Here is a 26,503-nt window from a genome sequence, read left to right on the forward strand (position 1 = left end):
CTCCCCGCTCAGTGCCCGTCCGCGCGATGGCGCACGCGCCCGGCGACGATCGTCTCGACCACGCGCGCCTCGAGCAGCGCCGCCTCCCCCTCGACGAACGGGTCGGTGTCGAGCACGACGACATCGGCGGCGTACCCGGGCGCGATGCGTCCGCGCCAGGCGCCGTCGCCGACCGAGGCTGCGGCATCGCGTGTGCCGTGTCCGATCGCCGCGGTGAGCGGCAGCGCGAACTGCGGGTGGACGGCGGCCACCGAGCGGTCGAGCGCCGACGCCCGCGTCGAGGCGACGTACATGTTCGCCAGCGCCTCGTGGGGCGCGGTGGGCGCGTCGGTGGAGAACGCGAGAAGCGCACCGGCGGCCTCGTACTCGGGCCAGGCGAAGGCGCGCTCGACCCGTTCGTCGCCGAGCATCTCGGCCCAGTTCGCGAAGATGGCGGGATCGCTGTGCACGGGCTGCATCGACGCGGTCACGCCCAGGCGCGCCATGCGCTCCGCAGTGCCCGGAGCCGCATACTCCAGGTGCTCGATGCGATGGCGCCGCGGAAGTTCGCCGTTGAGGGCGATCGCGTTCTCGATGGCGTCCAGGGCGATCTCGCTCGCATGGTCGCCGATCGCGTGCTGGGCGACCTGAAGTCCGGCCGCGTCGGCCGCGGCGACCACCGGGTTCAGCAGCTCCACCGGCCAGATGGGTGCCGCGTTGCTGCCGTCGGCGTAGGGATGCCGCATCGCCGCGGTGCAGGCGTCGATCACGCCGTCGAGGACGAGCTTGATGCCGACCACCCGGAGCCAGGGCGACGAGGCGTCTCGCGCGAGTTCGGCGGCGCGCGCCACCTGTGCGAGGTTCTCGGCGTCGTCGCCGGTGTTGACGATGATCCAGTGCGCCGCGATGCGGATCGGCAGCTCTCCCCCGCGTCGCTCGAGGGCGCGTCGGAGTGCGGCGAGTCCGAACTCGTCGAACGCCATGTCGACCACCCCGGTGACCCCGGCGGCAGGGTAGGCGGAGAGCACGCGCTCGATGTCGGCATCGCGATCGGCATCGGTCGTCGTCGCATCCCGGTGAGCCCAGGCGAACTGCGTCGCGGCGGTCTCGAGCAGCAGACCGGTCGCGTCGCCCGCGGCATCCCGCTGGATATGACCGCCGATGGGGTCCGGGGTGTCGCGATCGATGCCGAGTTCGGTCAGGGCCGCCGTGTTCACCCAGCACGAGTGATAGTCGTTGGCGTCGAGGTACACCGGGATGTCGGCGACGACGGCGTCGATCATCGCGGCCACAGGCGCCCCGTCGGGCACGGAGTCGAACAGCCACCCGCGGCCCCGGATCACCGCGGCATCGGGCCGGCTCTCGCGGGCCGCGCGCAGTATCTGCTGGATCTCCTCCAGCGACCGTGACGCCGTGAGCGGCACCTGTCCGAGGGCCGCACCCATCATCAGCAGGTGGGTGTGGGCGTCGGTGAACCCGGGGAGCACGAGCCTGCCCTGCAGGTCGATCGTCTCGTCGGCGTGGAACGCGTCATCGTTCGATCCGACGAAGGCGATCGTCTCGCCGTCGATCGCGAACGCCTCGGCCCAGGCGGCGGCAGGATCGGGGTCGGCGGTGAAGACGTGTCCGTTGAGGTAGCGGGTGATCATGGCCGGCCGTCCTTTCCGAGCGGGGTGCGCAGCAGTCCGGCGTAGAGCACTGCGGCGACGAGCATACCGACGGGCACGGACAGGTCGATGAAGCCCGTCAGCTGGGCGACCGGGCCGCTCCACACGCTCGTCGAGAGGCACACCGCGGTCGCCAGGCCGCCGAGGAGGAGCGCGGCGATGCCGGGGATGCTCCACCCTCCCGAGTACCAGTAGCGCCCACCCGCACGGTTCACGAAGAGATCGGGTCCCTCGTAGTCGTAGCGGCGCAGGATCACGTCGACGACGAAGATCGCCATCGCGGGCCCCGACACCACGACGAGGAACTGCAGCATGAGGTTGGCGGCCTCGAGCAGGCTCGACGACAGCACGAGGTAGATCGTCAATGCCGTGCCGACCACCCCGACGATGATCGCGGCGGGGATGCGTCGCAGGCGGAAGCCGATGGCCTGCAGCGCCATGCTCGAGGTGTAGGCGGTCATCGCGTTGAGCGCGATCGTGTTGAGCACGACGCCGAGCACCAGCACGGGACCGAGCCAGGCCGGCAGCAGGTCGAGCAGGGCCACGTCGATCCCCGCCTCGAACGCTGCGCCGCTGAGTCCGGTGGCGAGCAGCACGCCGACGATGGTGAAGACGATGAACGGGAGGGCGCCGCCGAGCGCCGTCGCGGCGGCGATGTGCGACGGCTTGGTCTCGCGCGGCAGATAGCGGGCGATGTCGGGGCTGTTGATGAACGACAGCGGGGTGGAGGCGAGGATCGTGAAGCCGATGGAGACCGCCGACCACAGGCCGATGCCGCTGAGCGGTGCGGTCGGGGCGTACTGCCAGTCCACGGTCGGGAGGATGAATCCTGCGACAGCCAGGAAGATGACGAACAGCGCCGCTGCCATGTACGGATACACGCGGAGGATGAGTCCGTGGCCGAAGATGGCGACGAGGATCGTGATGGCGGCGACGACGAGCGTCACGACGATGGGGACCCACACCGGGTCGGCCAGGCCCGCTCGGCGCAGCAGATCGGCACCGAGGAACGACGAGGCGAGCCAGGTCAGCGAGAGGAACACCGCGCCGATGAACCAGCCGACGACGGCGACGAAGAGCCGGTTGCCGAGCACGCCGTACATCGCGCGGGTCACGACCGAACCCGATGTGCCGGATGCCGGTCCGCTCGCGGCGATGAGGCCGGGAAGCACCCACAGCAGCGAGGCGGCGACGATGACGGCGATCGCCTGCCAGACCTCGAGTCCGAGCAGGATCAGCGAGGCGCCGATGGTGAGGTTCAGGATGCTGACGCTCGGCGCCGCCCAGATCAGGAAGAGGTCACGCGCGCGGCCGTGTCGCTCGTCGTCGTCGATGAGTTCGATGCCGCGCGTCTCGGGGCGGGACGCGCTGTCGAGACCCTCGGCCTCGACGGGGTGGATCTGGGTCATGGAGTTCCTTCCGGATGAGCGTCATTGCTATTGGTCACATGCCCAATGGACTATTGGTCACTCATTCAATAGCATGGGCGTCGTGACGTCAAGCACTTCTTCGCCGCGAACGCGCAAACCCCGTGAGGAAAGACGCGAAGACATCCTGGCGAGCGCGGCGGCCATCGCGATCGACGAGGGGCTCGAGCGCATCACGCTGCGTGCGGTGGCCGCACGGCTCGGCGTGCGCCCCGGACTCATCACCCACTACTTCCCCGTGGCGGAAGACCTCGTCGCCGCCGCCTTCGCCCGCGCGGCGGTGCTCGAACGCGAACAGTTCTTCACCCGTGCGGGAACCCCCCTCGACCGGCTGGCACGATTCGTCGACCACATCGAGCGCGGGCGCTCGCTGGCGCTCGCCCGGCTGTGGTTGAACGCACGCCACCTCTCCCGGTTCAGCCCCTCGCTCGACGCCGAACTCCAGGAGCAGGACGCCCTCGACCGAGAGCGTCTCACGTCGATCATCGAGGAGGGCATCGCGCGCGGGGACTTCGCCGACGTGGATGCCGAGGCGGCCGGCATCCGCATCTTCATCGCGATCGACGGCGGCGGGTCGTACGTGAACGCGTCGGTTCCCTACGAGCACCCCGCCCACACCCGCGTCGTCGCCGACGTCGCCGAATGGGCCCTCGGCCTGCCGCCCGGCGTGCTGCGGGCCGCCATCGACGCGATCGGCGGACCCGACGCCCCGGATGTCGCCGATCGGGCGTAGGGTCTCGAACATGTGCGGACGTTTCGCGATGGACGAGAAGACGGATGAGCTCATCCAGCAGTACGTCGCCGAAGGCGGCAAGCCCGAGGAGTGGTGGAGCGAATGGAGCGGCTCGTACTCCATCGCCCCGACCGACGAGGCGCCGATCGTGCGCGACCGGGGCGAGGGTCGCATCCTCGAGCTCGTGCGATGGGACTGGCAGAAGCCGGCGAACCGCCCCAAGGGGCCGCCCATCATCAACGCGCGCATGGAGAAGCTGGCGACGGGCTTCTGGGCCCCGGCCTTCTCCGCTGCGCGCTGCATCGTCCCGATGCGCGGCTACTACGAATGGACGGGCGAGAAGGGCGACAAGACCCCGCACTTCCTCCACGGCGACGGGCTGCTCTCGGCCGCCGGCCTCACCTGGTCGATGGAGCTCGCGAACGGCGAACGGTCACGGTGCTTCGTCGTGATCACGCGGCAGGCTCGCGACGCGAGCGGCGAGGTGCACGATCGGATGCCGGCCTTCCTCACGTCCGACACCTGGGACTCCTGGCTCTCGCCCGAGAAGGTCGCGGGGCAGGCGAAGGTCGAGCTGCTCGCGATGCTCGACCACACCTCGGCCGACGTGGCGGCGACCATCCGAGAGCGGCTCGTCGATCGGAAGGTCAACAACTCCCGCGCGGTCGACCCGGCGGATGAGACGTTGATCGAGGCGGTGGACTGAGCGCCTGCGGTGCGGCCCGGTCCTACGCCCGTTCGTCGTCGGGCTCGTCGCGGGCCTCATCGACGAGCGTGATCCCGCCGGTGGAGTTCGCGGAATGCATGAGGTCTTCGATCCATCGCACGTTCAGCGGCGGCGTCTCGGGCTCGTCGAACGAGAAGCGCAGCGGGATCGACGGATGCAGCCAGATCGTGGAACGTCCGACGGGCTCACCGTCGCCGTGCTTCCACGACAGCGTGAAGCTCTCGTTCCGGCGCAGCTTCGTCGCGATGACGACCTTGAGGTGCGCGAGAGCCCGGTCATCGACGCGGATGGTATCGTCGTCGGCGCCGTATCGGATGCTGCCCATTGATGAACTCTATCCATCTATGGTGGCGAACCCGCTTGCCGGAGAGGACTGATCATGGATGACACCGAGTTCCCCCGCAGCCTGGGCAAGGTGGCCCCGCGCGAGTTGGCGGTCAACGGCATCACCCGCTACGAGCACTTGATCGAGCGGACCGAACGTGAACTGCTCGAAATTCACGGAGTCGGCCCCAAGGCGATCCGAATCCTCCGTGAGGGATTGGCGGCTCGCGGTCTGAGTCTGCGCGATGACTGATGCTGCCGTCGGAAGCCCGTGCAGCGATGCTCGGGCACAAGGACGCCACCGAAAGTCTGGACACTTACTCGCACCTCTGGCCGAGCCGTGCCGCCGAGGTCGACGCGCTCTCCGCCACGCTCGTCCGCGCGGCGTGACGACGCGGGTCCGCGCGATATGCATTGGGGCTTGGCGTCCTCGATCACCTCTTTCCGGGCACAGAAACAGCCCCGGAGATCCGCGTGTTTCCACGGTTCTCCGGGGCTTCCTGATGTGGTCGGGCTGACAGGATTTGAACCTGCGACCCCTTGACCCCCAGTCAAGTGCGCTACCAAGCTGCGCCACAGCCCGTTGATCCGCACTTCCGCGCGGGCAACTCCCCTATCTTAGCCTGACCCGACGGCGGTCCGCGAACCGGTCCGTTGCGGGTGTCGGATGCGGGGCGTAGCGTCCCGTGCATGCCGACGATCACGACCGAGGTGGCGACGACCGACCGCTGGGACGACCTTCAGCACGCCCTGACGGGAGGGGGCGACGGCGCGAGCTGTCAGTGCATCTGGCCGGTCCTCACCAACAAGGAATGGGAGGAGACGACGACGCCGCAGCGCACCGACATGCTGCGCGCGGAGATCGCGGAGGGACCGCCGCCTGGCATCATCGCCTACGTCGACGGCGAGGCGGCCGGGTGGATCCGCATCGGCCCCCGCACGAAACAGGCACGCCTCCCCCGCACTCGCCTGATCGCCGCCGCGACGACCGAGCCCTTCGACGACGAGTCGGTCTGGGCCGTCACCTGTTTCGTGGTGCGACGCGAGCACCGCGGCAAAGGACTCAACGCCGAGCTGCTGCGCGCCGCCGTCGACTACGCGACGAGATCGGGCGCACGGGTGATCGAGGGGTACCCCATCGACACGAGGGGCGAGAGGAAGAAGGCGAACAACCTGTTCCACGGGACTCTCCGCACCTTCCTCGCCGCCGGTTTCGAGCAGCAAGCCGATCCGCAGCCGGGCCGCACGCTCGTCCGCCTGCGCGTTCGATCGTGAGCAAGGGCGCGGGCACTCGTCGCCCTGAGCGCGACGCGATCTTCGCCGGTCCTACGATGAGGGGATGCGACGCCGCGCCCTTCCCGCACCGACGCTGTGCGCGTTCGCCCCGTTCGCGACGGTCTCGGCCGCTCATGTGATCCTCCTGGCAGTCGAAAGCCCGGTGGCCACGATCACGAAGCTGTTCCTGATGCCGCTGCTCGCGCTACCCCTGGCCGTGTCTCATCGCCGGTCTGCCCCACCGGCCGCGGTCGTCCTGCTCCTCGTCGCCCTCCTCTTCTCTTGGTTAGGAGACAGCGCGGGCACCGTGCTGCCGGGCGCTTTCGAGCTGCCCGTCATGCTGCTGTTCTTCGGTATGGCCCATCTGGCATACATCCTGCTCTTCTCACGTCATCTCGCCCGTCGTCGGATGCCGTGGTGGGCACTGATCTACGCCGCATGGTGGGTCGCGATGCTCGCTGTCGTCGGGCCTCACGCGGGCGGGCTCCTCCTCGGTGTCGCGATCTACGGACTCGTCCTCGGCGGCACAGCGGCGTTCTCGGCGCGATGCTCTCCGCTCGTCGCGGCAGGCGGTGCATTGTTCCTCACGAGTGACAGCATCCTCGCGTTGCGCCTGTTCCTTCCCGACGGGCTTCCCGCGTGGAGCGACCCGGCCGTGATGCTCACCTATACGCTCGGTCAGGGACTCATCGTGGCCGGCGCCCTGGCCGAACTGCAGCAGAGGAGCACGAGATGACGGATGCCGTGCGCATCGACAGCTGGCTCTGGGCGATCCGGGTGTACAAGACCCGCTCGGCCGCGACCACAGCATGCCGTGCGGGGCATGTGCGGGTCAACGGCGACAAGGTGAAGGCCGCCCAGACCGTGCGCGTGGGTGACGAGGTGCGCATTCGCATCGCCGGGTTCGATCGCATCGTCATCGTCCGACAGCTGCTGGTCAAGCGGGTCGGCGCACCGCTGGCTGCGCTCGCCTACGAGGATCGCACTCCGGCCCGCGAGCCGCAGGCGGCTCTGGGTCTGCGTGATCGAGGCGCCGGCCGGCCGACCAAGCGGGAGCGGCGCGACATCGATCGTCTGCGCGGCCGGAACGGGCCTCCGCCCACCTAGAATATCACCGACATTCGAACATCTGTTCTACCATGGTCGTATGGCGATTCCGACCGACCTCGACCTCGATCTCGAGGCGCGACGTCGAGTGCTCGACTCGTGGGTCGCGAAGCGCCGCGAGATCGCCGCACTCGAAGCCGCGGCGTCCGAGCTGCTGATGCAGCAGATCGCCATCCATGACGCCGACGTCGCAGCGAGCCCTCACCATCGCGATGCGATCTACCGATCGATGATCGCCGAGTTCTCGGCAGCCGCGCGCATACCGCGGGGTTCGATCGAGTTCGCGTTCACCGAAGCCCAGACGATGCAGACGACGCTTCCCTGCGTGCACGAGGCATTGGCCGCGGGGCGCGTCAGCATCGGTCACGTCCGCGAGATCGTGCGCGCCGCCGACGTCGTCGGCGAAGCTGTTCGCAACAAGAAGGTCGATCCCGAGGTCATGAAGCTCTACGAGGCCGCCGTACTCGTGTTCGCCGAGCACGAGACGGCCGCCCGTACGGGCGCTCACGCCAAGCAGGTCGCCGCCGCCCTGGTGGGCGAGACCGTCGTGGAACGCCACCGCCGGGCCGAGGGCGAACGGTGCGTGACGGTTCGCTCTGTCGGCGACGGCCTGTCCCTGCTCACAGCGGTTCTTCCCGAGTGGGCCGCCGCCGCGATCGTCGATCGGCTGGCGCAGATGACGCGTCAGGTCGTCCAGTCGCGCGATCACCGCGAGCCGGTGCTCGATCCGCGCACCGCCGACGAGAGCGGCGACTCCCTGTTCATCGACGACTTCGCACTCGACGACCCCGCCTTCGACCCCTACACCGCCACCATCGCCGGCGACGGCACCTTCGCCGTCGACCCCGAGGTCGAGCACGTCGGCGCCGATGAGCGCACATGGGATCAGGTGCAGGCCGATCTGTTCGCCGACATGCTCCTCACCGCCGACCCGAGTGCAGCCCAGGGCGAGGGGCTCGACCGCATCCAGGCGCGTGTTCAGGTCACGGTCGCCGCGACGACGCTCATCGGCGCCGATGATCGACCCGCCGAGCTCGACGGCCACGGACCGATCGACCCCGAGGTCGCGCGCCGTATCGCCGGCCGCAGCACCGGTTGGAGCCGGCTCTTCCTCGACGCGTCGGGAATGGTGACCTCCACCGACACCTACACGCCGACGGAGGCGATGCGCCGCTTCCTTCGCGCACGCGACCAGCACTGTCGGTTCCCCGGATGCCGGATGCCGGTGCACCGCTGCGACATCGATCACAATCACGACCATGCCCGCGGCGGTCGGACGAGCATCGACAACCTCAGTCACTTCTGCCGTTCGCACCACGTCCTGAAACATCCCGACGTTCCCGACGCGCATCGGTGGACGGCTCAGCAGCGACAGGATGGCACGATCACGTGGTTCAGTCCGCTGGGCCGTGCGTACCCCGATCGTGCATCGAGACGCGTGATGTTCGTCTGACACGGTCGCTCACGCTCACCGCGTGCACCCGTCTCCGCGCGCACCCGTCCCTGCCGCCTGCACCCCGGGATCTGCCGCGTGCAACCCCGGAACCGCGTGCGACCCCGGAACCGCGTCCGCCTCAGAACCGCGTCCGCCTCGGCACCGCGTGCGCCTCGGCACCGCATGCGCCTCGGCACCGCATGCGCCTCGGCACCGCATGCGCCTCGGCACCGCATGCGCCTCGGAACCGCATGCGCCTCGGCACCGCATGCGCCTCGGAGCCGCGGGGCAATCGAGAAGCGATTTCCTCAGCCGCGCTCCCGACGGCCGCCCTCGAGCAGCTCGAGAAGCCAGCCGGAGGGTCGCACCCGCGACGCGCCCACACGCTCGACCCGCTGCCGCAGCGCGCGATCGCTCGTCACCGCCAGCACCGGGCGTCCCGACGACACCCACCGGGCGACGTCGTCCACGATGGCGTCGTCGCCCTCGCCCTCGGCTCTCACGACGAGCACCGGGCTCGGTGCCGCCACGCCGTCGTCGATCGCGCGCGCCCGACCTTCGACGACCAGCGAGATCTGCGGGAACCACGCGTCTCCGGCCAGACCGAGTTCGTCGGCCGGAATCGACAGGCCCTCGAGCCTCGACCGCAGCCGAGCCGCAGCACCCGCGCGGTCCTTCCACCAGCCGTCGGGGACGGAGCCGACCACATTGGCCGCATCGACGACAACGACGGGATGGACGTCGAGCTGTTCACGCAGCGCGGGCCACGCCGCACCGAAGCCCGGATGCAGTGGCCGGGATGCGACCTCGTCGAGGGCCACCCACTCCAGCGCCACGCTCTCCGGGTCGCTGATCACCGGATCGAAGGGCGCCAGCACGTCGGCGACGACCGTCGTGTACGACCAGATACCGAGGTCGAGCACGCTCGTGAAGCGCGCACGCACCGCACCGTCGGGCACGCCCGCCTCTTCCTGCGCCTCGCGGATCGCTCCCACGATCGCCGCCTCGCCCTCGTGCAGCGCGCCGCCCGGAAGGCCCCAGGTCCCACCGAAGTGGCTCCACGACACGCGGTGCTGCAGCAGAATGCCGCGGTCGGGATCGACGGCGAGGAGCCCCGCGGCCCCGAAACGGCCCCAGTACTTCTCGCCCGACTCCGCGACCACCCACGCATCACCGGGATTCCGCGGCCCCTGAGGGCGACGCGGCTCACCGGAAGACGGGGGGACGACGGTCACACTTCAGCCTTTCACAGCATCCGGGTATCGGCATCGCCGATCGACACAGGCGGCAACAGGTCAGCGCTGCCGCTTCTCGCGCACTCGCATGTTGATCACGATCGGCGTTCCCTCGAACGAATACAGCTCGCGCAGTCGACGCTGGATGAAGCGGCGGTAGCCCGGGTCGAGGAAGCCGGTCGTGAACAGCACGAAGGTCGGCGGACGGGTCGACGCCTGCGTCCCGAACAGGATGCGCGGCTGCTTGCCGCCGCGCAGCGGGTGCGGATGCTCGGCGACGAGCTCGGCCAGGAAGGCGTTGAACTTGCCCGTCGGAATGCGACGATCCCAGTTCTCCAGCGCGGTCTCGAGCGCGGGGACGAGCTTGTCGAGGTGGCGTCCGGTCTTCGCCGAGATGTTGACCCGCGGCGCCCACGACACGTGTGCGAGGTCTTGCTCGATCTCGCGCTCCAGGTACCGTCGGCGGTCGGCGTTCTCCAGATCGTCGTCGTTCAGGCGATCCCACTTGTTGAACGCCAGCACGAGCGCACGGCCCGACTCGAGCACGAGGTCGATGATCCGCACATCCTGCTCGCTGATCGACTCCGACACATCGAGGACCACCACGGCGACCTCGGCCTTCTCAAGAGCGGCCGAGGTGCGCAGAGACGCATAGAAGTCGGCGCCCTGCGCCATGTGCACCCGACGACGGATGCCGGCCGTGTCGACCAGCCGCCACATCTTTCCGCCGAGCTCGACGACCTCGTCCACAGGATCGCGCGTCGTACCGGCCAGATCGTTGACGACGACGCGCTCCTCGCCCGCCGCCTTGTTCAGCAGCGACGACTTGCCGACGTTCGGACGGCCGAGGATCGCGACCCGTCGCGGGCCGCCGATCTCCTGCTTGGCCACCGCCGAGACCTCGGGAAGCTTCTTCAGCACCTCGTCCAGCAGGTCGGCGACTCCGCGACCGTGGATCGCCGAGACCGGATGCGGCTCGCCCAGCCCCAGGTTCCACAGCGCAGCCGCCTCGGGCTCCTGTCGGGCGTCGTCGATCTTGTTCGCGACGAGGAACACCGGCTTGCCGCTCTTGCGGAGCAGCTTGACCACGTGCTCGTCGGTCGACGTCGCGCCGACCATGGCATCGACGACGAACAGCACCACGTCGGCGAGGTCGATCGCGACCTCCGCCTGCGCGGCGACGGACCGGTCGATGCCCCGCGCGTCGGGCTCCCAGCCCCCGGTATCGACGAGCGAGAACCGACGATCGGCCCACTCCGCCTTGTACGTCACACGGTCGCGGGTCACGCCGGGGGTGTCCTCCACGACCGCCTCGCGACGACCCAGGATGCGGTTGACGAGCGCGGACTTGCCGACGTTCGGCCGCCCGACGATCGCCACCACGGGCAGGGCCGGACTGTACTGGATACCGTCTTCCCCGAGCGTGATGCCCGAGAGGAGCGCAGCATCCTCATCGTCGAGCTCGTAGTCGGAGAGTCCGGCTCGGAGCGTCTCGGCGCGCTGCTCGGCGAGCTGCTCGTCGAGCTGCTCCATCTTCTCGGCGAGCTGGTCGGGGCCGCCCTCGTACTCGTCGTCAGCCACGGTGTGCTCCTCGGTGTTGCTCGATCACCGCGAGAACGGCGTCGATGGTCTGGGAAAAATCGAGAGCCGTCGAGTCCACGACCTCCACGCCGTCGGCGGCGTTGAGGAAGTCGACGACGGCGCTGTCGGACGCATCGCGTCGGTGCAGGGCGGCGGCGACGGCATCCGCGTTCTCGCCGGCCAGCTCGCCGGCGCGGCGCGCCGCCCGCACCTCGGGCGCCGCGGTCAGCAGGATGCGCACCGGAGCGTCGGGAGCGACCACGGTCGTGATGTCGCGTCCCTCGACGACGACGGCCGGGTACGGCGCGTCCGAGACCAGTGTGCGGAAGAGCTCGTTGACCTGCGCACGCACCTCGGGCACCCGGGCGACGCCGCTGACCGCGCCGGAGACCCGCGGTTCACGGATCGCATCGGTCACCTCGGTGTCGCCGACGCGCACCGCACGGTCGTCGGGGTCGAGTCCGAGCACCACGGGAAAGTCAGATGCCGCGGCGAGCACCGCAGCCGCGTCGGCCGTGTCGGCACCGCGCTCGAGCACGTGCCACGCGAGCGCGCGATAGGCCGAGCCGGTGTCGAGGTAGCCGAAGCCCAGCCGGCGGGCGACGGCCTTCGACACGCTCGACTTGCCCGATCCGGCCGGGCCGTCGATGGCGATGAACTTCGTCGCGGTCGAGATGCTGTCAGTCATTGGTGTTCCCTGCGATCCGCCATCCGCGTTCCTGGAGCCCGGTGATCGCCCCGTGCAGCGCCGCCGGCTCGACGCTGATCTCGGCGAGACCGAACTGCGCTCCGGGCGAATGCTCCAGACGCAGGTCCTCCACGTTGACGCCGAGCTCGCCGAGCTCGCCGAACAGGCGACCGAGTTGACCGGGGGTGTCGTCGATCATGACGACGAGCGACTCGAAGCGCCGGTTCTGGCCGTGCTTCCCCGGCAGCCGGTCGACACCGTCGTTGCCCTGACGGATGGTGTCGGCGACCACGCGTCGGGAACCCGGGGCGCCGGGCCGGCGCAGCGCCGTCGAGATCTCCTCGAGGTCGGCGGCGAGATCATCGAGGATCTCGACGACGGGTCCGGCGTTGGCACCGAGGATCTGCACCCAGAGCTCGGGAGCGGATGCCGCGATCCGCGTGGTGTCGCGAACGCCCTGCCCGGCGAGGCGCAGCGCCCCCTCCTCGGCATCCGCCAGCCGTGCAGCCAGGAGGCTCGCGACGACCTGCGGCACGTGCGACGTGAGCGCGACCGACCGGTCGTGCTCTTCGGGCGTCATCTCGAGCGGCATCGCCCCCACGTCGAGCGCCAGCGCCTCGACGAGGGCGAGATCGGCGGCCTTGGTGTCCTCGTCGCGGCAGACCACCCACGGACGCCCGATGAACAGATCGGCGCGCGCAGAGATCGCTCCCCCGCGCTCACGACCCGCGAGCGGATGCGACCCGATGTAGCGGGTGAGATCGACACCGCGCGACTGGAGGGTGCGGAAGGGCTCGAGCTTGACGCTGGCCACGTCGGTCACCACCGCCTCGGGGTAGCGCGCGAGCTCGGCCTCGATCACATCGGCCGTCACATCGGGCGGCACGGCGACCACGATGAGCGAGGGAGCGTCGTCGTCTGCGGCGAGCCGCCCGGCACCGTAGTCGACCGCGAGGCGCAGCTGCGCCGGCGACGCATCGGTGAGCACCACGTCGACGTCTTTCGCCCGCAGCGCGTGACCGACGCTCGCCCCCAGCAGACCGGTTCCGACGATGCGGACGGTGCCGGAGAGCCGGGGCGCGACGGCACCGGCCCTGCGCACCGGGGGCGCACTCGTGTCGGTCACTGGTTCTCCTGCTGCTCGCCTGGCGCCTCGGCGACACCGGAATCACGACGCGAGAGGGTCAAGAGCGCGCCGAGTTCGATTTTACTCAGTTCCCTCGTCTTCCCCGCCGGAAGGGTTCCCAGGTGCAGAGGCCCGAACTGGCGCCGCACCAGCTCGGTGACCGGGTGGCCGACGGCGGCCAGCATCCTGCGCACGATCCGGTTGCGACCGGAATGCAGCGTGAGCTCCACGAGGCTCGACCCGCGTGAGGAATCGAGCAGACGCGCCTTGTCGGCGGCGATCGGACCGTCGTCGAGCTCGATGCCTTTCGTCAGACGCGAGATCGTCTGCGGCGTCACCGTGCCCTCGACCTTCGCGATGTAGACCTTCGTCACACCGAACGAGGGATGCGCGAGCACATGGGCGAGCTCACCGTCGTTCGTGAGGATCAGCAGGCCGCTCGTCTCGGCGTCGAGCCGGCCCACGTTGTACAGGCGCTCCTCGTAGTCGGCGGTGAACCGCCGCAGGTCGGGCCGGCCGTTCTCGTCCTTCATGCTGCTGACGACCCCGGTGGGCTTATTGAGCATGACGTAGCGCTTCGAGACGTCGAGCTGTATCGCGGTGCCGTCCACGTCGACGAGGTCGCGCTCGGGATCGATGCGGCGACCGAGCTCGGTGACCACCTCGCCGTTGACGCGGATACGACCCTCGACGATGTAGTTCTCGACGACGCGGCGCGAGGCGACTCCGGCGGCGGCGAGGACCTTCTGCAGGCGCACGCCCTCGGCCCCCTGGGTCGCTGAGCCTGTCGAAGCGTCGCCCGCCCCCTGGGTCGCTGAGCCTGTCGAAGCGCCGCCCGACCCCTGGGTCGCTGAGCCGCCCGCCCCCTGGGTCGCCGAGCCTGTCGAAGCGTGGTTCGCCCCCTGGGTCGCTGAGCCGCCCGCCCCCTGGGTCGCCGAGCCCTTCGCAGCGTCGTTCGCCCGCTGGGTCGCCGAACCCGTCGAAGCGTCGTTCGCCCCCTGGGTCGCCGAGCCCTTCGCAGCGTCGTTCGCCCGCTGGGTCGCTGAGCCTGTCGAAGCGCCGCCCGCCCCCTGGGTCGCCGAACCCGTCGAAGCGTCGTTCGCCCCCTGGGTCGCTGAGCCTGTCGAAGCGTCGCCCGCCCCCTGGGTCGCTGAGCCTGTCGAAGCGTCGTTCATCGGATCGTCCCCTCGTCGAAGCCGTCGGCGCCGTCGTCGAGCAGCGGTGAGATGGGTGGCAGCTCGTCGAGCGAGTTGATGCCGAGGTGCTGCAGCAGCGCGTCGGAGGTGCCGTAGTTGATGGCGCCGGTCTCGGCGTCGGCGAACAGCTCGGTGATGAGTCCGCGGGCGAGCAGCGTGCGCACCACGGAGTCGACGTTGACGGCGCGGATCGACGCGACCTGACTCCGCGTGACCGGCTGCTTGTAGGCGATCACGGCGAGCGTCTCGAGCGCGGCCTGCGACAGACGGGCGGGCGCCTGCCCGCCGATGAACTCGGCCACGAGGTCGTCGTGATCCTCGCGGACGAAGAGGCGCCAGCCGCCGCCGACCTCGCGCAGCTCGAAGCCGCGACGGGGTCCGGAACCGCGCCCGTCGTAGTCGTCGACGAGCGTCTCCAGCGTCTGCCGCACCGCGGGCACCGGCGAGCCGACCGCGGCGGCCAGCGCCACGAGCCCGATCGGTTCGTCGACGATCAGCAGGATCGCCTCGATGCGCTCCGACAGCGGTGTCGTCGGGGCGTGCTCACGCGCAGCCCCGTCCGTCACGGCATCCGTCACGGCATCCGGCACGGCATCCGGCACGGCATCCGTCATCGCCGTCTCATCGGTCATAATCGGCTCCCAGGGTCGCGAGTGTCTCATCCGACCAGGTGTCGGCGGCCCAGCGCAGCGTCAGCTCGCCGAGGGGTTCCAGCTGCTCGAAGGAGAGCGCCGCATGCCGGTACAACTCCAGCACCGAGATGAAGCGGGCGACCACGATGCCGGGTTCGCTCACCCCGGCGACGAGCTCGCGGAAGCTGACCGATTCCGCACCCCGCAGAAGCGTCACCACGATCGCCGCCTGTTCGCGGATGCTGACCAGCGGGGCGTGCAGGTGATCGAGCCCGACGTGCGGGATCTCCTTCGGGGCGAAGGCGAGCAGTGCCAGGGCGGCGAAGTCGTCGACCGTGAGCGACCAGACGAGTTCGGGCGTCTTGCGCCGATGCTTCTCGTCGAGTCGCACGGCGCGGGCGTGACGGCGATCCTCGCGCTGCAGGCAGCGGGAGAACCACGCGGACACCTCTTTGAACGCCCGGTACTGGAGCAGTCGCGCGAACAGCAGATCGCGCGCCTCGAGCAGGGCGACCGCCTCGGCGTCGACGAGCTCGCCCTGCGGCAGCAGTCCGGCGACCTTCATGTCGAGCAGCGTCGCCGCGACGACCAGGAACTCCGACGCCTGGTCGAGCTCCTCGTCGTCGTCGAGCTGGCTCAGATAGGCGATGAACTCGTTGGTGACCGCGCTGAGCGACACCTCGGTGATGTCCATCTCGTGCTTCGAGATGAGGGTGAGCAGCAGATCGAAGGGACCGTCGAAGTTCGTCAGCGAGACCCGGAACCCGTCGACGGGATCGGAGATCTCGCCGACCCGCTCAGCGATCTCGTCAGGCGACGGCGCCACGGGCGACCAGCTCCCGCGCCAGCCGCAGGTACGCCTGGGCGGCGGCGTGCTCCGGAGCGAACTCGGTGATGGGCACTCCCGAGACCGACGCGTCGGGGAACTTCACGGTGCGGCCGATCACGGTCTCGAGCACGTCGTCGCCGAACGCCTCGACCACGCGCTCGAGCACTTCGCGCGAGTGCAGCGTGCGGGGGTCGTACATCGTGGCGAGCAGCCCGTCCATCGTGATCGACGGGTTCAGCCGGTCGCGCACCTTGTCGATCGTCTCGATGAGCAGCGCGACCCCGCGCAGGGCGAAGAACTCGCACTCGAGCGGAATGAGCACGCCGTGCGCGGCGGTGAGCGCGTTGACCGTGAGCAGCCCGAGCGACGGCTGGCAGTCGATCAGGATGACGTCGTACTCCCCCGCCACCTGCCGCAGCACGCGGGCGAGGATCGTCTCGCGGGCGACCTCGTTGACCAGGTGCACCTCGGCCGCCGACAGGTCGATGTTGGCCGGGAGGACGTCGAGACCGTCGACGCCGGAATGCACGATCGCCTCGTGCGCGTCGCGCTTCGTGTCGAGCAGCAGATCGTAGACGGTCGGCACGTCATGGGTCTGGATGCCGAGCCCGGCCGACAGCGCGCCCTGCGGATCGAAATCGACGGCCAGCACCTTGCGTCCGTACTCGGCCAGGGCCGCGGCGAGATTGATCGAGGTCGTCGTCTTCCCGACGCCGCCCTTCTGATTGCACAGGGCGATGATCCGCGCGGGCCCATGCGACGACAGCGGCTCCGGCGTCGGAAATCCGTGATACGGACGACCGGTGGGTCCCATGGGGGTCTCGTCGGCCTTCTGTGCCTTCGCCCTGGACTTCGCCGCTTTCTCAGCCACCGGTTCTCCTGCTCCTTCGTGCTTGGTCGATTCTAGCCGCCGCGCTTCGCGAGCCTCAGCGGGCGCGCGGGTGGGACGTCGCGTAGATGTCGCGCAGCGTGTCGACCGACACGTGCGTGTAGATCTGAGTCGTCGCGACGGATGCATGGCCGAGCAGCTCCTGCACGACGCGCACATCGGCGCCGCCCTGGAGCAGGTGCGTCGCGAACGAGTGGCGCAGCGTGTGGGGCGACACCTCCGCGGTGATCTGCGCCCGCTCGGCGGCCGCGCGGATGATCAGCCAGGCGCTCTGCCGGGAGAGGGGCGCGCCGCGCGCGCCGAGGAACAGGCGGGCCGATGCCCGCCCTCGAGCGGCCAAACCGGGTCGGACGCGCGTCAGGTAGGCGTCGACGGCGGCGCGGGCGTACGACCCCACCGGCACGATGCGCTCCTTCGATCCCTTGCCGTTCAGGCGCAGCACGTCGCCGTGGGCGAGGTCGTCGACGTCGAGGCCGATCGCCTCCGACACCCGCGCGCCGGTGGCGTACAGCAGCTCGAGCAGGGCGCGGTCGCGGATGCCGAGCGGCTCATCCGCCGCGGGCGCGGCGAGCAGCCGCTCGACCTGGTCGACGGTCAACGCCTTCGGAAGTCGACTCGGGGCCTTCGGCGGGCGCAGCCGCCCGCTCGGGTCGTCGTCTTCGATGCCCTCCCGGGCGAGGAAGCGATGCCAGCCCCGCACCGATGACTGCAGCCGAGCGATGCTGGTCGCCGCCGGAGCCGGCTCGGCCGACGACCGCTCGGCGATGAACCGGCCGATCAGGGCCGGCGTGACATCGCCCGTGTCCGAGATCCCGGCGGCGGTCAGCCAGGCGGCATAGCCGTCGAGATCACGGCGATACGCCGCGACGGTGTGCTCGCTCAGCCCGCGTTCCACCGTGACGTGACGCAGGTAGACGTCGAGGGCGCGCTCGAGCAGCATCCTCAGGTCCGATCGCGCTGCCTCAGCGTCGCGGCGAGCACTCCGATCGAGAGGATGCCGTTGCGCATGCGACCGGACAGGACGGCGTCGACGACGTCGGCGAGCGGCACCCACTCGACCCGGATGTCGGCCTCCTCATCGACGCGCGCGTGCGCGGTCTCCGCAGGCGAGACACCGGTGGCGAGGAAGATGTGGATCGTCTCGTCGTTGCCCCCCGGCGTGGTCCACGACGACACCAGCGGCTCCCAGTGCTCGGCCACGAGGTCGGCCTCTTCCGCGAGCTCGCGCTTCGCCGCGGCGAGCGGCTCCTCCCCCTCGACGTCGAGCAGTCCGGCGGGGAGTTCCCAGTCGCGGTGACGGATCGGATGCCGGTACTGCTGGATCAGCAGAGCGCGGCCGTCGTCGTCGAGCGCCAGGATCGCCACGGCACCCGTGTGGGCGACGTACTGGCGCACCATCTCGCCGCCGCCGTAGCGGATGCGGTCGGATCGCACATCCCAGACGGCGCCGCGGAAGGCCTGCTCGCTCTCGATGATCTCGGGCTCGAACGGCTCGTCGCGAAGTTTCGCGAACCCCTCACTCATCGACGGAGACGTCTTCGCTGACATCGAACAGCTCGCTGGCGCGGTGACGTTCGATCGCGGCACCGACGAGTCCGCGGAACAGGGGGTGCGGATCGGTCGGACGGGACCGCAGCTCGGGGTGCGCCTGGGTGGCGATGTAGTAGGGGTGCACATCGCGCGGGAGCTCGACGAACTCGACCAGATCGAGTTCGGGGTTCAGCCCGGAGAACACCAGACCGGCGTCGGCGAGACGGTCGCGATAGGCGTTGTTCACCTCGTAGCGGTGGCGGTGACGCTCCGAGATCTCGGACGCCCCGTACACCTCGCTGGCGAGCGAGCCCTCCGCGAGAGCCGCCTGGTACAGGCCGAGACGCATCGTGCCGCCGAGGTCGCCCCCGTCGAGGATCTCGATCTGCTCCGCCATCGTCGCGATGACCGGCTCCGACGTCTCGGGGTCGAACTCGCTCGACGAGGCCCCCGCGATGCCGGCGACGTCGCGGGCGTACTCGATGACCATGCACTGCAGACCGAGGCAGAGTCCGAGGGTCGGGATGCCCTGCTCGCGAGCGAACTTGAGCGCTCCGAGCTTGCCCTCGATGCCGCGGATGCCGAACCCGCCGGGCACGCAGATGCCGTCGAGTTCGGCCAGCTGCTCCTGGGCGCCCTCGGGCGTCTCGCAGAGGTCGGACGGGATCCAGCGGATGTGCACCTTCGTCTCCTGTGCGAATCCGCCCGCCTTGAGCGCCTCGGTGACCGAGAGGTAGGCGTCGGGCAGGTCGATGTACTTCCCGACCAGGCCGATCGTGACCTCGTGCTTGGGGTTGTGGACGGCGTGCAGCACCCTGCTCCAGCGGGTCCAGTCGACCTCCGCGGCGGCCTTGCGGTCGAGGCCGAGCCGCCGCACGATGTACGAGTCGAGACCCTGATCGTTGAGCGTCGAGGGGATGTCGTAGATGCTCGGCAGGTCGACGGTGTTGATGACGCCCTCGGCATCGACGTCGCACATGAGGGCGATCTTGTTGCGGTTGCTCGCGCTCACCGGACGATCGCTGCGCAGCACCAGCGCATCCGGCTGGATGCCGACCTGGCGGAGGGCGGCGACGGAGTGCTGCGTGGGCTTGGTCTTCTGCTCGCCCGAGGCGCCCATGAACGGCACCAGCGAGACGTGGACGAAGAAGACGTTGTCGCGGCCCAGCTCATGGCGCAGCTGACGCGCCGACTCGAGGAACGGCTGCGACTCGATGTCGCCGACGGTGCCGCCGACCTCGGTGATGATGACGTCGGGCTGCGGCTCCTCCGTGGCCTGCAGACGCATGCGGCGCTTGATCTCGTCGGTGATGTGCGGGATCACCTGTACGGTGTCGCCGAGGTACTCCCCACGGCGCTCGCGGGCGATGACCTGCGAGTAGATCTGGCCCGTCGTGACGTTCGCCGCCTGGGTGAGGTTGATGTCGAGGAAGCGCTCGTAGTGCCCGATGTCGAGATCGGTCTCGGCGCCGTCGTCGGTGACGAAGACCTCGCCGTGCTGGAACGGGTTCATCGTGCCCGGATCGACGTTCAGGTACGGATCGAGCTTCTGCATCACGACGCGCAGACCGCGCGCGGTGAGGAGGTTCCCCAGGCTTGCGGCGGTGAGACCCTTGCCCAGAGACGAGACGACACCGCCTGTCACGAAGATGTGCTTCGTGGTGGATGAGCGCTGGCTGATGTCGTTCTGGGGTCCCGCTTCGGAAGAGTTCATCACGGGCTTCGATCCTATCAGGCGGCGGGCGCGCCGAGGCTGAGAAGTTCACGCGCGTGGGTCAGCGCGGCATCCGAATCGGCCAGGCCCGAGAGCAGGCGAGCCATCTCGGCCTCGCGTTCCTCCCCCTCCAGACGACGCACGCTCGACGCCGTCACCGCGCCGTCGTGAGACTTGACCACCGTCAGGTGATTGCCCGCGAAGGCGGCGACCTGCGCGAGATGGGTGACGGCGATCACCTGCGACTTCTCGGCGAGCCGCGCGAGTCGACGGCCCACCTCGATCGCGGCTGCGCCGCCGATGCCGGCGTCGACCTCGTCGAACACGAAGGTCGGGACCGGGTCGGTGGCGGCGATGACGACCTCGATCGCCAGCATGACGCGCGACAGCTCCCCGCCCGAGGCCCCCTTGGCGACCGACCGCGGCTCGGCTCCCGGGTGCGGTGCGAGAAGGATCGCGACGTCGTCACGACCGTGGACGGTCTCCGCGCCCGCGGTCACCGCGACCTCGAGGCGGGCGTCGGGCATCGCGAGCGCGCGGAGCTCTTCGGTCACGGCGGCGCCGAGACGGGTCGCCGCCGATGCGCGCTCGGCGGTCAGCGCGGCGGCATGGGCGTCGAGTTCGGCGCGCACAGCCGTCCGCTCGGCATCCAGTCGCTCGAGCCGGTCGTCGTCGTCGTCGAGCTCGGCGAGTCGAGCCGATCCCGTCTGCCACAGGCTCAGCGCCTCGTCGAGCGAGCCGTGGGCACGGATGAGCACGCCGAGGGCCGCGCGGCGCTCTTCGACCGCGGCGAGCTCGTGCGGTCCCGACTCGTCGAGATCGGCGAGGTAGGCGGAGAGCAGCCCGGCGACGTCGGCGATGCGGTACCCGATGTCGGCCACGGTCTCGGCGATCTCGGTGAGCTTCGCGTCGGACGCGCGTTCGAGCACTCGCCGCGCTTCGGCCACGAGCGCCGACGCGTCGGGCTCTCCCTCCTCGTTCGACAGGGCGCCATGCGCCAGGGAAGCCGCGAGCCGCAGCTCTTCGGCGTTGGCGAGGCGCTCGGCGCGCTCGCTCAGCTCCTGGTCCTCCCCCGGCTCCGGAGCGGTCGCCTCGATCAGCGCGAGAGCCTCTCGCAGCCGCGTCGCCTCATCGACGCGGCGATCGCGGTTGTCGGCGATGTCGGCGATCTCGGCGTCGAGGGCCCGCCACCGGGCGAACGATCCGGCGTACCTCTCCAGCGCCTCGGCGACGGGCGCGCCGCCGAACCGGTCGAGCGCGTCGCGCTGCGCGGCCGCGGAGCGGAGCCGGAGCTGCTCGGACTGCCCGTGCACGACCACGAGCTCCTCGGCGAGGGCCGACAGCACGCCGGCCGGGGCAGCCCGCCCGCCGACGCTCGCGCGACTGCGACCTTCGGCGTTGAGGGTGCGCGACACGTACAGCTCGGCGCGGCCGCCGCCGGCGGGTTCGAGTTCGCCACCGGCATCGGTCACGATGTCGGCGATCTCGCCCTTCTCCGGCACGATCCAGACGCCGGCGACCGACGCCTGCGCGGCCCCCGCGCGCACCGCCCCCGAGTCGGCGCGCTGTCCGAGCAGCAGACCGAGTCCGGTGACCACCATGGTCTTGCCCGCACCCGTCTCGCCGGTGATCGCGGTGAAACCCGGACCGAGAGGCAGCACGGCGTCGGCGATGACACCGAGGCCCTGCATCCGCATCTCCTCGATCATGATGTCGTCCCCGGTTCCTGGCCGCGCCACCCCGCGACGGGCAGACGGAACTTGCGCACGAGACGGTCGGTGAACGCCGTCGGGTGCAGCCGTGCCAGGCGGACGGGGCGCGACGACCGACGCACCACCACGCGCGCGCCGGGCGGCAGTTCGTGCGAGCGCCGACCGTCGCACCACAGGATGCCCGAGCCGTCGGTGCGCTCCAGCATCTCGATCGCCACGGCGGCATCGGGACTCACCACCAGCGGCTTCGCGAAGAGCGCGTGAGCGGAGAGCGGCACCACGGCGATCGCCTCGACGCTCGGCCAGATCACGGGACCGCCGGCCGAGAAGTTGTACGCCGTCGACCCCGTGGGCGTCGAGACGACCATCCCGTCGCAGGCGAAGCTCGACAACGGGCGCCCGTCGATCTCGAGCACGACCTCGATCATCCGCTCGCGGCTGGCCTTCTCCACGGTCGCCTCGTTCAGCGCCCACGTGTCGTAGACGACCGCCCCTGCGGCATCCTTCACCCGCACCGACAGGGCGAGACGCTCCTCGACGTCGTAATCGCGGGCGATGACGCGGCGGACCGCGTCGTCCATGTCGTCGCGGTCGATCTCGGCCAGGAAGCCGACGTGGCCCATGTTGATGCCGAGCACGGGAGCACCGGTGTCGCGCACGAGCTCGGCCGCGCGGAGGATGGTGCCGTCGCCGCCGAGGACGATGGCGAGCTCGAGTGCGGTCGCGTCGGATGCGCTCTCGATCGCGTCGACGTCGGCGAAGAACCCGTCGACCGCCGAGAGTTCGGCGTGGTCGTCGGCCGTCAGCATCGGACGCGCACCGGCGCTGCGCAGGGCGTCGACGACGCGTCGAGCGGCCGCGACGGTGTCGACCCGACCCGCATGGGCGACCACCAGGATGCTGCGCTCGTTCATCGTCCCCCTGCCAGTCGATTGATGCTGTCCAACCATTCTGTCGGATTGCTGCCACGTCCCGGCGCGAGGTGCACGAGATACTCCGCGTTGCCGTGCGTACCGAGGATCGGAGAGGGAAGGATGCCGAGCATGCCGAGACCCGCGTCCCACGCGCTCCAGACCGTGCGCGCCACGGCGTCCGCCCGCGTCGCGGGATCGGTGACGAGGCCGCCGCGCACGGCGGTGCGCCCCACCTCGAACTGCGGCTTCACCAGCAGCACGACGTCGGATGCCGGCGCCGCGACGGCCGCGACGGCCGGCAGCACGAGCTCCAATGAGATGAACGAGAGGTCGCCGACGATCAGGTCGGGTCGGTCGTGCTCCCCCGTCGCCTCGGCCAGATTCTCGGGCGTCATGTGACGCACGTTGTAGCCCTCGACCGCGGTCACGCCGGGATCGGCGGCGATCGACGCGGCGAGCTGACCATGACCCACGTCGACCGCGAGCACGCGACGCGCACCGCGTTCGCGAAGCACCTGCGTGAACCCGCCCGTGGACGCTCCCATGTCGAGCGCGAGTCGACCGTCGACGGCGATGCCGAAGCCGTCGAGTCCGGCGATGAGCTTGTGAGCGGCACGGCCGACGTAGTGGTCGGTGGCCGCGACCGTGAGTTCGGCCGCGTCGGCGACCGCCGTCGACGCCTTCACCACCGGCCGGCCGTCGACGCTCACCAGGCCCTCGGCGATCAGCGCGGCGGCATGGGTGCGCGAACGCGCGAGTCCTCGCGCGGCGAGGGCGGCGTCGAGTCGCGTCATCGCGGTCCCGAGGTCTCCCGGTGATCCAGCCGCGAGCCGCTCTCGAGACGGCGCGACAGCTCGTCGTGCAGTGCCGCGTACGCATCGGCTCGGTCGGAGAGCGGCTGGCCCTCGATCAGGCGCAGGCGACTCCACAGGCCGTCGGTCGGTGCGTCGCTCGTCTCGTCGCTCACGCCTCTACTGTACGCGGCGCCGACTCACGGGCGGTGGAACGGATCGTCGTAGAGACGCTCGGGAACGCGCAGCACGAAGACCGGGGTGCCCGACGCCCAGATGGCGGCCGCACCGGCACGCAGGAGATCGATCTGCGAATCGGTCTCGGAGACGATCTCCACATCGGCACCGGACACGCGCACCGCGGCGCCGTTCACCTGGAACGCGCCGTCCTTCGCGACCGCCGCCGGATACGGCTGATGCAGTTCACGCAGGTCGCCCAGGATGTAGGTCGGCCGCGAACCCTCCGGCGCCGCGAGAACGTGCTTGGGCCGGTCGATGCCCGTGAGCACCAACGCGGATTCGATGCCGACCCGGTTCGCGCCCATGATGTCGGTGTCGAGCCGGTCTCCGATGAACAGCGCCTTGCGCGCGCCGAAGCGTGCGAGAGCCTCCTCGAAGATCGGGGTCTCGGGCTTGCCGGCGACCGTCGCCAGGCGTCCGACCGCGGTGTGCACGGCAGAGACCAGCGTGCCGTTCCCGGGCGCGACACCGCGCTCGCGCGGGATCGTCCAGTCGGTGTTCGTCGCGATCCAGGGGATGCCGCCCTCGTCCTCGGGGACCTTCAGGGCGAAGGCGGCCTCGGCGAGGTCTGTCCAGGCGACCTCCGGAGCGAAGCCCTGCACCACGGCATCCGGCGACTCGTCGGCGCTGCGGGTCACGGTGTATCCGGCCTTCTGCACCTCGTCGACCAGGCCCTCGCCTCCGACGACCAGAATGGTGGCCGGAGCGGGTACGAGACCGGCGAGAAGCCGCATCGCCGCCTGCGGGCTCGTCACGACATCGGATGCCGCGACCTCGAGGCCGAGACCCCTCAAGTGGGCGGCCACCGAGGCATCGGTGCGCGCGGCATTGTTGGTGATGTAGCCGAGGCGGACGCTCTCCGCGGCCCTGGTCAGGCTGTCCACGGCATGTGGCAGCGCGTGGGGACCGGCATAGACGACGCCATCGAGATCGGCCAGCACCGTGTCGACACCGTCGAGCGGGCCCGCCCCGGCGGCGCGCCTGCGGGAGAAGAGCGCCACTAGGCCTGCCGCTCCGGTTCGTCGCCGAGGCCGTCGGCCTCTTCGGCGACGTCGCCCCCGTCTTCTTCACCGAGGAGTTCACGGACTTCGTCTTCGACCGACGGCTCGGGCTCAGGCTCGGTCTCGGGCGCTTCCTCGAGCGAGTCGTCCTCGATCAGTCCGTCCTCGATCAGTCCGTCTTCGATCAGTCCGTCCTCGACGTAGATCTCCTCGTCGCCGGCCTCGTCGACGCCGAGCGCCTCCGCGGCGACGTCGGCGCGATGCGCCCAGAACGCGGCCTCTTCGTCGCGTCCCAGGTCTTCGAGCACCGCGGCGCGCGCGGTGAACAGAGCGGGGCTCCACTCGAAGGCGCGGTCGGGGTCGAGTTCGGGGATCTCGAGCTCGCCGAGGGCGAGTTCGAGGTCGCCCTGGTCGAGGCGCGCCCCGGACATCGCGATCGCGAGTGCCACGCGAACTGGCGTCGAGAGCGACGAGCGGTCCACGGCACGCCCGGTCTCGAGTGCCCGATCGGGTCGTCCGATCCCGCGCTCGCTGTCGACCATGAGAGCGATCTGGTCGTCCTTGCCGGAGATGCGTCGGTAGGTGCGCAGCTCGCGCAGCGCCAAGGCGAAGTCCTCCGTCGCGTACGCGGTGATCGCCAGCGTCTCGCGCACGATCGCGATGCGTCCTGCGCGGCGGGATGCGGCGAGGGCATGCTCGTGCGCGCGTGCCGGATCCTCGTCGATGAGACGGGATGCCATGGCAAGATGCCGTGCGACGAGCTCGGCGTTCTCCTTGCTCAGGGTCTTCAGCTCGTTGCGCGCCGACGCAGGGAGATCGCGCGCGGTGATCTCATCAGGGATGTGCGGATCGTTGAACCGCGGCCGCTCCGCACGGGCCTGCACGGGACGCTCACGCCCCGTGCCGCCGCGCTGCGGGTATGACCGCGAGCGATCGCGAGAGTCGCCCCCGCCCTCACGGCGCGGAGCGCTATCGCGACCGCCCTCGCGACGCGGGAACGAGTCTCGACCGCGTGCTGCGCCCTCACGCCGGCGACCCCGGTCGCCGGCAGCGCCGTCACGGTTGTAGCCGCCCTCGCGGCGCGGGGCGCCGTCACGTCGAGGAGCGCCGTCACGGTTGTAGCCACCTTCGCGGCGGGCAGCGCCGTCACGGTTGTAGCCGCCCTCACGGCGCGGCGCGCCGTCGCGACGAGGAGCGCCGTCACGACGATCAGCGCCGTCACGGTTGTAGCCGCCCTCACGGCGCGGCGCGCCGTCGCGACGAGGAGCGCCGTCGCGGTTGTAGCCGCCCTCACGACGAGGAGCGCCGTCACGACGAGCGGCGCCGTCGCGGTTGTAGCCGCCCTCACGACGAGGTGCACCGTCGCGACGAGGAGCGCCGTCGCGACGAGCGGCGCCGTCACGGTTGTAGCCGCCCTCACGACGAGGAGCGCCGTCACGACGAGGGGCATCATCGCGGCGCGGGACGGGGCGCCCGCCGGCGGGGCGCTGACCGCGCGATCCGCGGTCGTCATCGCGGCGCGGACGGCGCTCTTCCTCTTCCGGCATGATGCTCCCTGTTCTCTCGCTGTTAACGCGAAATGGCCACCCAGCGTTGGGTGGCCATTTCGACTAAAGGGAGTCCGGCGGTGTCCTACTCTCCCACAGGGTCCCCCCTGCAGTACCATCGGCGCTGTGAGGCTTAGCTTCCGGGTTCGGAATGTGACCGGGCGTTTCCCTCACGCTATGGCCGCCGAAACACTATTGATGTTT

The 26,503-nt window shown here is 70.2% G+C and carries 28 protein-coding genes, 1 tRNA gene and 1 rRNA gene; 7 read left to right on the plus strand and 23 right to left on the minus strand.

Features of this window, described 5'->3' with window-relative positions:
• Positions 1 to 8 precede the first annotated feature (8 nt).
• Both AB3M90_RS07750 and AB3M90_RS07755 read right to left on the minus strand, forming a co-directional pair.
• The gene (locus tag AB3M90_RS07750; protein ID WP_412951145.1) at positions 9 to 1,628 is read right to left on the minus strand and encodes an amidohydrolase; all 1,620 of its coding nucleotides are present in this window, start codon (positions 1,626 to 1,628) and stop codon (positions 9 to 11) included.
• Entirely contained in the window at positions 1,625 to 3,055 is a 1,431-nt protein-coding gene (locus AB3M90_RS07755) for a purine-cytosine permease family protein (protein ID WP_412951147.1), read from the minus strand. Before AB3M90_RS07755 ends, AB3M90_RS07750 begins: the two co-directional genes overlap by 4 nt.
• A 73-nt stretch (positions 3,056 to 3,128) precedes the next feature.
• On the opposite strand from AB3M90_RS07755, the gene AB3M90_RS07760 reads away from it, so the two are divergent.
• Together AB3M90_RS07760 and AB3M90_RS07765 are read left to right on the plus strand one after the other, a co-directional pair.
• Complete coding sequence (locus AB3M90_RS07760) at positions 3,129 to 3,806, plus strand: TetR/AcrR family transcriptional regulator (RefSeq protein ID WP_412951149.1); 678 nt, start codon at positions 3,129 to 3,131, stop codon at positions 3,804 to 3,806.
• Between the two features lie 10 nt (positions 3,807 to 3,816).
• Positions 3,817 to 4,512, plus strand: a complete 696-nt coding sequence (locus AB3M90_RS07765) for an SOS response-associated peptidase (RefSeq protein WP_412951150.1) — start codon at positions 3,817 to 3,819, stop codon at positions 4,510 to 4,512.
• A 22-nt stretch (positions 4,513 to 4,534) separates the two neighbouring features.
• Here AB3M90_RS07765 and AB3M90_RS07770 read toward each other — a convergent pair whose 3' ends face one another.
• Positions 4,535 to 4,858, minus strand: a complete 324-nt coding sequence (locus AB3M90_RS07770) for a DUF7882 family protein (RefSeq protein WP_412951151.1) — start codon at positions 4,856 to 4,858, stop codon at positions 4,535 to 4,537.
• A 54-nt stretch (positions 4,859 to 4,912) separates the two neighbouring features.
• On the opposite strand from AB3M90_RS07770, the gene AB3M90_RS07775 reads away from it, so the two are divergent.
• Positions 4,913 to 5,110: a helix-hairpin-helix domain-containing protein gene (locus tag AB3M90_RS07775; protein ID WP_412951152.1), complete on the plus strand. Its 198-nt coding sequence runs from the start codon at positions 4,913 to 4,915 to the stop codon at positions 5,108 to 5,110.
• Between the two features lie 253 nt (positions 5,111 to 5,363).
• Here AB3M90_RS07775 and AB3M90_RS07780 read toward each other — a convergent pair.
• Positions 5,364 to 5,440 (minus strand) — tRNA-Pro (locus tag AB3M90_RS07780).
• A 107-nt stretch (positions 5,441 to 5,547) separates the two neighbouring features.
• Here AB3M90_RS07780 and AB3M90_RS07785 point away from each other — a divergent pair.
• The 4 genes from AB3M90_RS07785 to AB3M90_RS07800 all read left to right on the plus strand — a co-directional run bounded on the left by AB3M90_RS07785 (position 5,548) and on the right by AB3M90_RS07800 (position 8,692).
• Positions 5,548 to 6,132, plus strand: a complete 585-nt coding sequence (locus AB3M90_RS07785; RefSeq protein ID WP_412951153.1) for a GNAT family N-acetyltransferase — start codon at positions 5,548 to 5,550, stop codon at positions 6,130 to 6,132.
• Between the two features lie 64 nt (positions 6,133 to 6,196).
• Positions 6,197 to 6,868 (plus strand): lysoplasmalogenase family protein, encoded by a 672-nt coding sequence (locus AB3M90_RS07790; protein ID WP_412951154.1) that lies wholly within the window; start codon positions 6,197 to 6,199, stop codon positions 6,866 to 6,868.
• On the plus strand, positions 6,865 to 7,239 hold the full coding sequence (locus AB3M90_RS07795) for an RNA-binding S4 domain-containing protein (RefSeq protein WP_412951156.1): 375 nt from the start codon (positions 6,865 to 6,867) through the stop codon (positions 7,237 to 7,239). The genes AB3M90_RS07790 and AB3M90_RS07795 overlap by 4 nt, the downstream gene beginning before the upstream one ends.
• A gap of 40 nt (positions 7,240 to 7,279) precedes the next feature.
• A complete protein-coding gene (locus AB3M90_RS07800) occupies positions 7,280 to 8,692 on the plus strand; it encodes an HNH endonuclease signature motif containing protein (RefSeq protein WP_412951157.1) in 1,413 nt (470 codons plus the stop codon).
• 290 nt (positions 8,693 to 8,982) lie between these two features.
• Here AB3M90_RS07800 and AB3M90_RS07805 read toward each other — a convergent pair whose 3' ends face one another.
• The 19 genes from AB3M90_RS07805 to rrf form a co-directional block, all read right to left on the minus strand.
• Entirely contained in the window at positions 8,983 to 9,909 is a 927-nt protein-coding gene (locus tag AB3M90_RS07805; protein WP_412951158.1) for an NUDIX domain-containing protein, read from the minus strand.
• A gap of 60 nt (positions 9,910 to 9,969) precedes the next feature.
• Positions 9,970 to 11,442, minus strand: coding sequence for a ribosome biogenesis GTPase Der (der, locus tag AB3M90_RS07810; protein WP_412951251.1), 1,473 nt, complete (start codon positions 11,440 to 11,442; stop codon positions 9,970 to 9,972).
• A gap of 40 nt (positions 11,443 to 11,482) precedes the next feature.
• Positions 11,483 to 12,178: a (d)CMP kinase gene (gene cmk, locus AB3M90_RS07815; protein ID WP_412951161.1), complete on the minus strand. Its 696-nt coding sequence runs from the start codon at positions 12,176 to 12,178 to the stop codon at positions 11,483 to 11,485.
• Positions 12,171 to 13,304, minus strand: coding sequence for a prephenate dehydrogenase (locus AB3M90_RS07820; protein ID WP_412951162.1), 1,134 nt, complete (start codon positions 13,302 to 13,304; stop codon positions 12,171 to 12,173). Before AB3M90_RS07820 ends, cmk begins: the two co-directional genes overlap by 8 nt.
• On the minus strand, positions 13,301 to 14,062 hold the full coding sequence (locus AB3M90_RS07825) for a pseudouridine synthase (protein WP_412951252.1): 762 nt from the start codon (positions 14,060 to 14,062) through the stop codon (positions 13,301 to 13,303). Before AB3M90_RS07825 ends, AB3M90_RS07820 begins: the two co-directional genes overlap by 4 nt.
• 413 nt (positions 14,063 to 14,475) lie before the next feature.
• The gene (scpB, locus tag AB3M90_RS07830) at positions 14,476 to 15,114 is read right to left on the minus strand and encodes an SMC-Scp complex subunit ScpB (RefSeq protein ID WP_412951253.1); all 639 of its coding nucleotides are present in this window, start codon (positions 15,112 to 15,114) and stop codon (positions 14,476 to 14,478) included.
• A gap of 7 nt (positions 15,115 to 15,121) precedes the next feature.
• The gene (locus tag AB3M90_RS07835) at positions 15,122 to 15,958 is read right to left on the minus strand and encodes a segregation and condensation protein A (protein WP_412951164.1); all 837 of its coding nucleotides are present in this window, start codon (positions 15,956 to 15,958) and stop codon (positions 15,122 to 15,124) included.
• Positions 15,942 to 16,775: a ParA family protein gene (locus AB3M90_RS07840; RefSeq protein ID WP_412951254.1), complete on the minus strand. Its 834-nt coding sequence runs from the start codon at positions 16,773 to 16,775 to the stop codon at positions 15,942 to 15,944. The genes AB3M90_RS07835 and AB3M90_RS07840 overlap by 17 nt, the downstream gene beginning before the upstream one ends.
• 112 nt (positions 16,776 to 16,887) lie before the next feature.
• Positions 16,888 to 17,790, minus strand: coding sequence for a site-specific tyrosine recombinase XerD (xerD, locus tag AB3M90_RS07845; protein ID WP_412951165.1), 903 nt, complete (start codon positions 17,788 to 17,790; stop codon positions 16,888 to 16,890).
• A gap of 2 nt (positions 17,791 to 17,792) precedes the next feature.
• Complete coding sequence (locus tag AB3M90_RS07850) at positions 17,793 to 18,374, minus strand: NUDIX domain-containing protein (RefSeq protein ID WP_412951167.1); 582 nt, start codon at positions 18,372 to 18,374, stop codon at positions 17,793 to 17,795.
• Positions 18,367 to 20,094 (minus strand): CTP synthase, encoded by a 1,728-nt coding sequence (gene pyrG / locus AB3M90_RS07855; RefSeq protein ID WP_412951168.1) that lies wholly within the window; start codon positions 20,092 to 20,094, stop codon positions 18,367 to 18,369. The genes AB3M90_RS07850 and pyrG overlap by 8 nt, the downstream gene beginning before the upstream one ends.
• 17 nt (positions 20,095 to 20,111) lie before the next feature.
• Entirely contained in the window at positions 20,112 to 21,803 is a 1,692-nt protein-coding gene (recN, locus tag AB3M90_RS07860; RefSeq protein ID WP_412951169.1) for a DNA repair protein RecN, read from the minus strand.
• Positions 21,800 to 22,720: an NAD kinase gene (locus tag AB3M90_RS07865; RefSeq protein WP_412951170.1), complete on the minus strand. Its 921-nt coding sequence runs from the start codon at positions 22,718 to 22,720 to the stop codon at positions 21,800 to 21,802. Before AB3M90_RS07865 ends, recN begins: the two co-directional genes overlap by 4 nt.
• Complete coding sequence (locus tag AB3M90_RS07870) at positions 22,717 to 23,514, minus strand: TlyA family RNA methyltransferase (RefSeq protein WP_412951171.1); 798 nt, start codon at positions 23,512 to 23,514, stop codon at positions 22,717 to 22,719. Before AB3M90_RS07870 ends, AB3M90_RS07865 begins: the two co-directional genes overlap by 4 nt.
• Complete coding sequence (locus tag AB3M90_RS07875; RefSeq protein WP_412951172.1) at positions 23,511 to 23,687, minus strand: hypothetical protein; 177 nt, start codon at positions 23,685 to 23,687, stop codon at positions 23,511 to 23,513. The genes AB3M90_RS07870 and AB3M90_RS07875 overlap by 4 nt, the downstream gene beginning before the upstream one ends.
• A 24-nt stretch (positions 23,688 to 23,711) precedes the next feature.
• Positions 23,712 to 24,752 carry an HAD-IIA family hydrolase gene (locus tag AB3M90_RS07880; RefSeq protein ID WP_412951173.1) on the minus strand — a complete coding sequence of 347 codons (1,041 nt, stop codon included), beginning with the start codon at positions 24,750 to 24,752 and terminating at the stop codon, positions 23,712 to 23,714.
• Positions 24,752 to 25,636: a tetratricopeptide repeat protein gene (locus AB3M90_RS07885; protein ID WP_412951175.1), complete on the minus strand. Its 885-nt coding sequence runs from the start codon at positions 25,634 to 25,636 to the stop codon at positions 24,752 to 24,754. Before AB3M90_RS07885 ends, AB3M90_RS07880 begins: the two co-directional genes overlap by 1 nt.
• Complete coding sequence (locus AB3M90_RS07890; RefSeq protein WP_412951176.1) at positions 25,540 to 26,265, minus strand: hypothetical protein; 726 nt, start codon at positions 26,263 to 26,265, stop codon at positions 25,540 to 25,542. Before AB3M90_RS07890 ends, AB3M90_RS07885 begins: the two co-directional genes overlap by 97 nt.
• Positions 26,266 to 26,371: 106 nt before the next feature.
• A 5S ribosomal RNA gene (rrf, locus tag AB3M90_RS07895) occupies positions 26,372 to 26,488 on the minus strand.
• Positions 26,489 to 26,503 lie beyond the last annotated feature (15 nt).

It is taken from the genome of Microbacterium martis (genome assembly GCF_047246685.1).
In the GTDB taxonomy this organism is placed as follows: Bacteria; Actinomycetota; Actinomycetes; order Actinomycetales; family Microbacteriaceae; genus Microbacterium.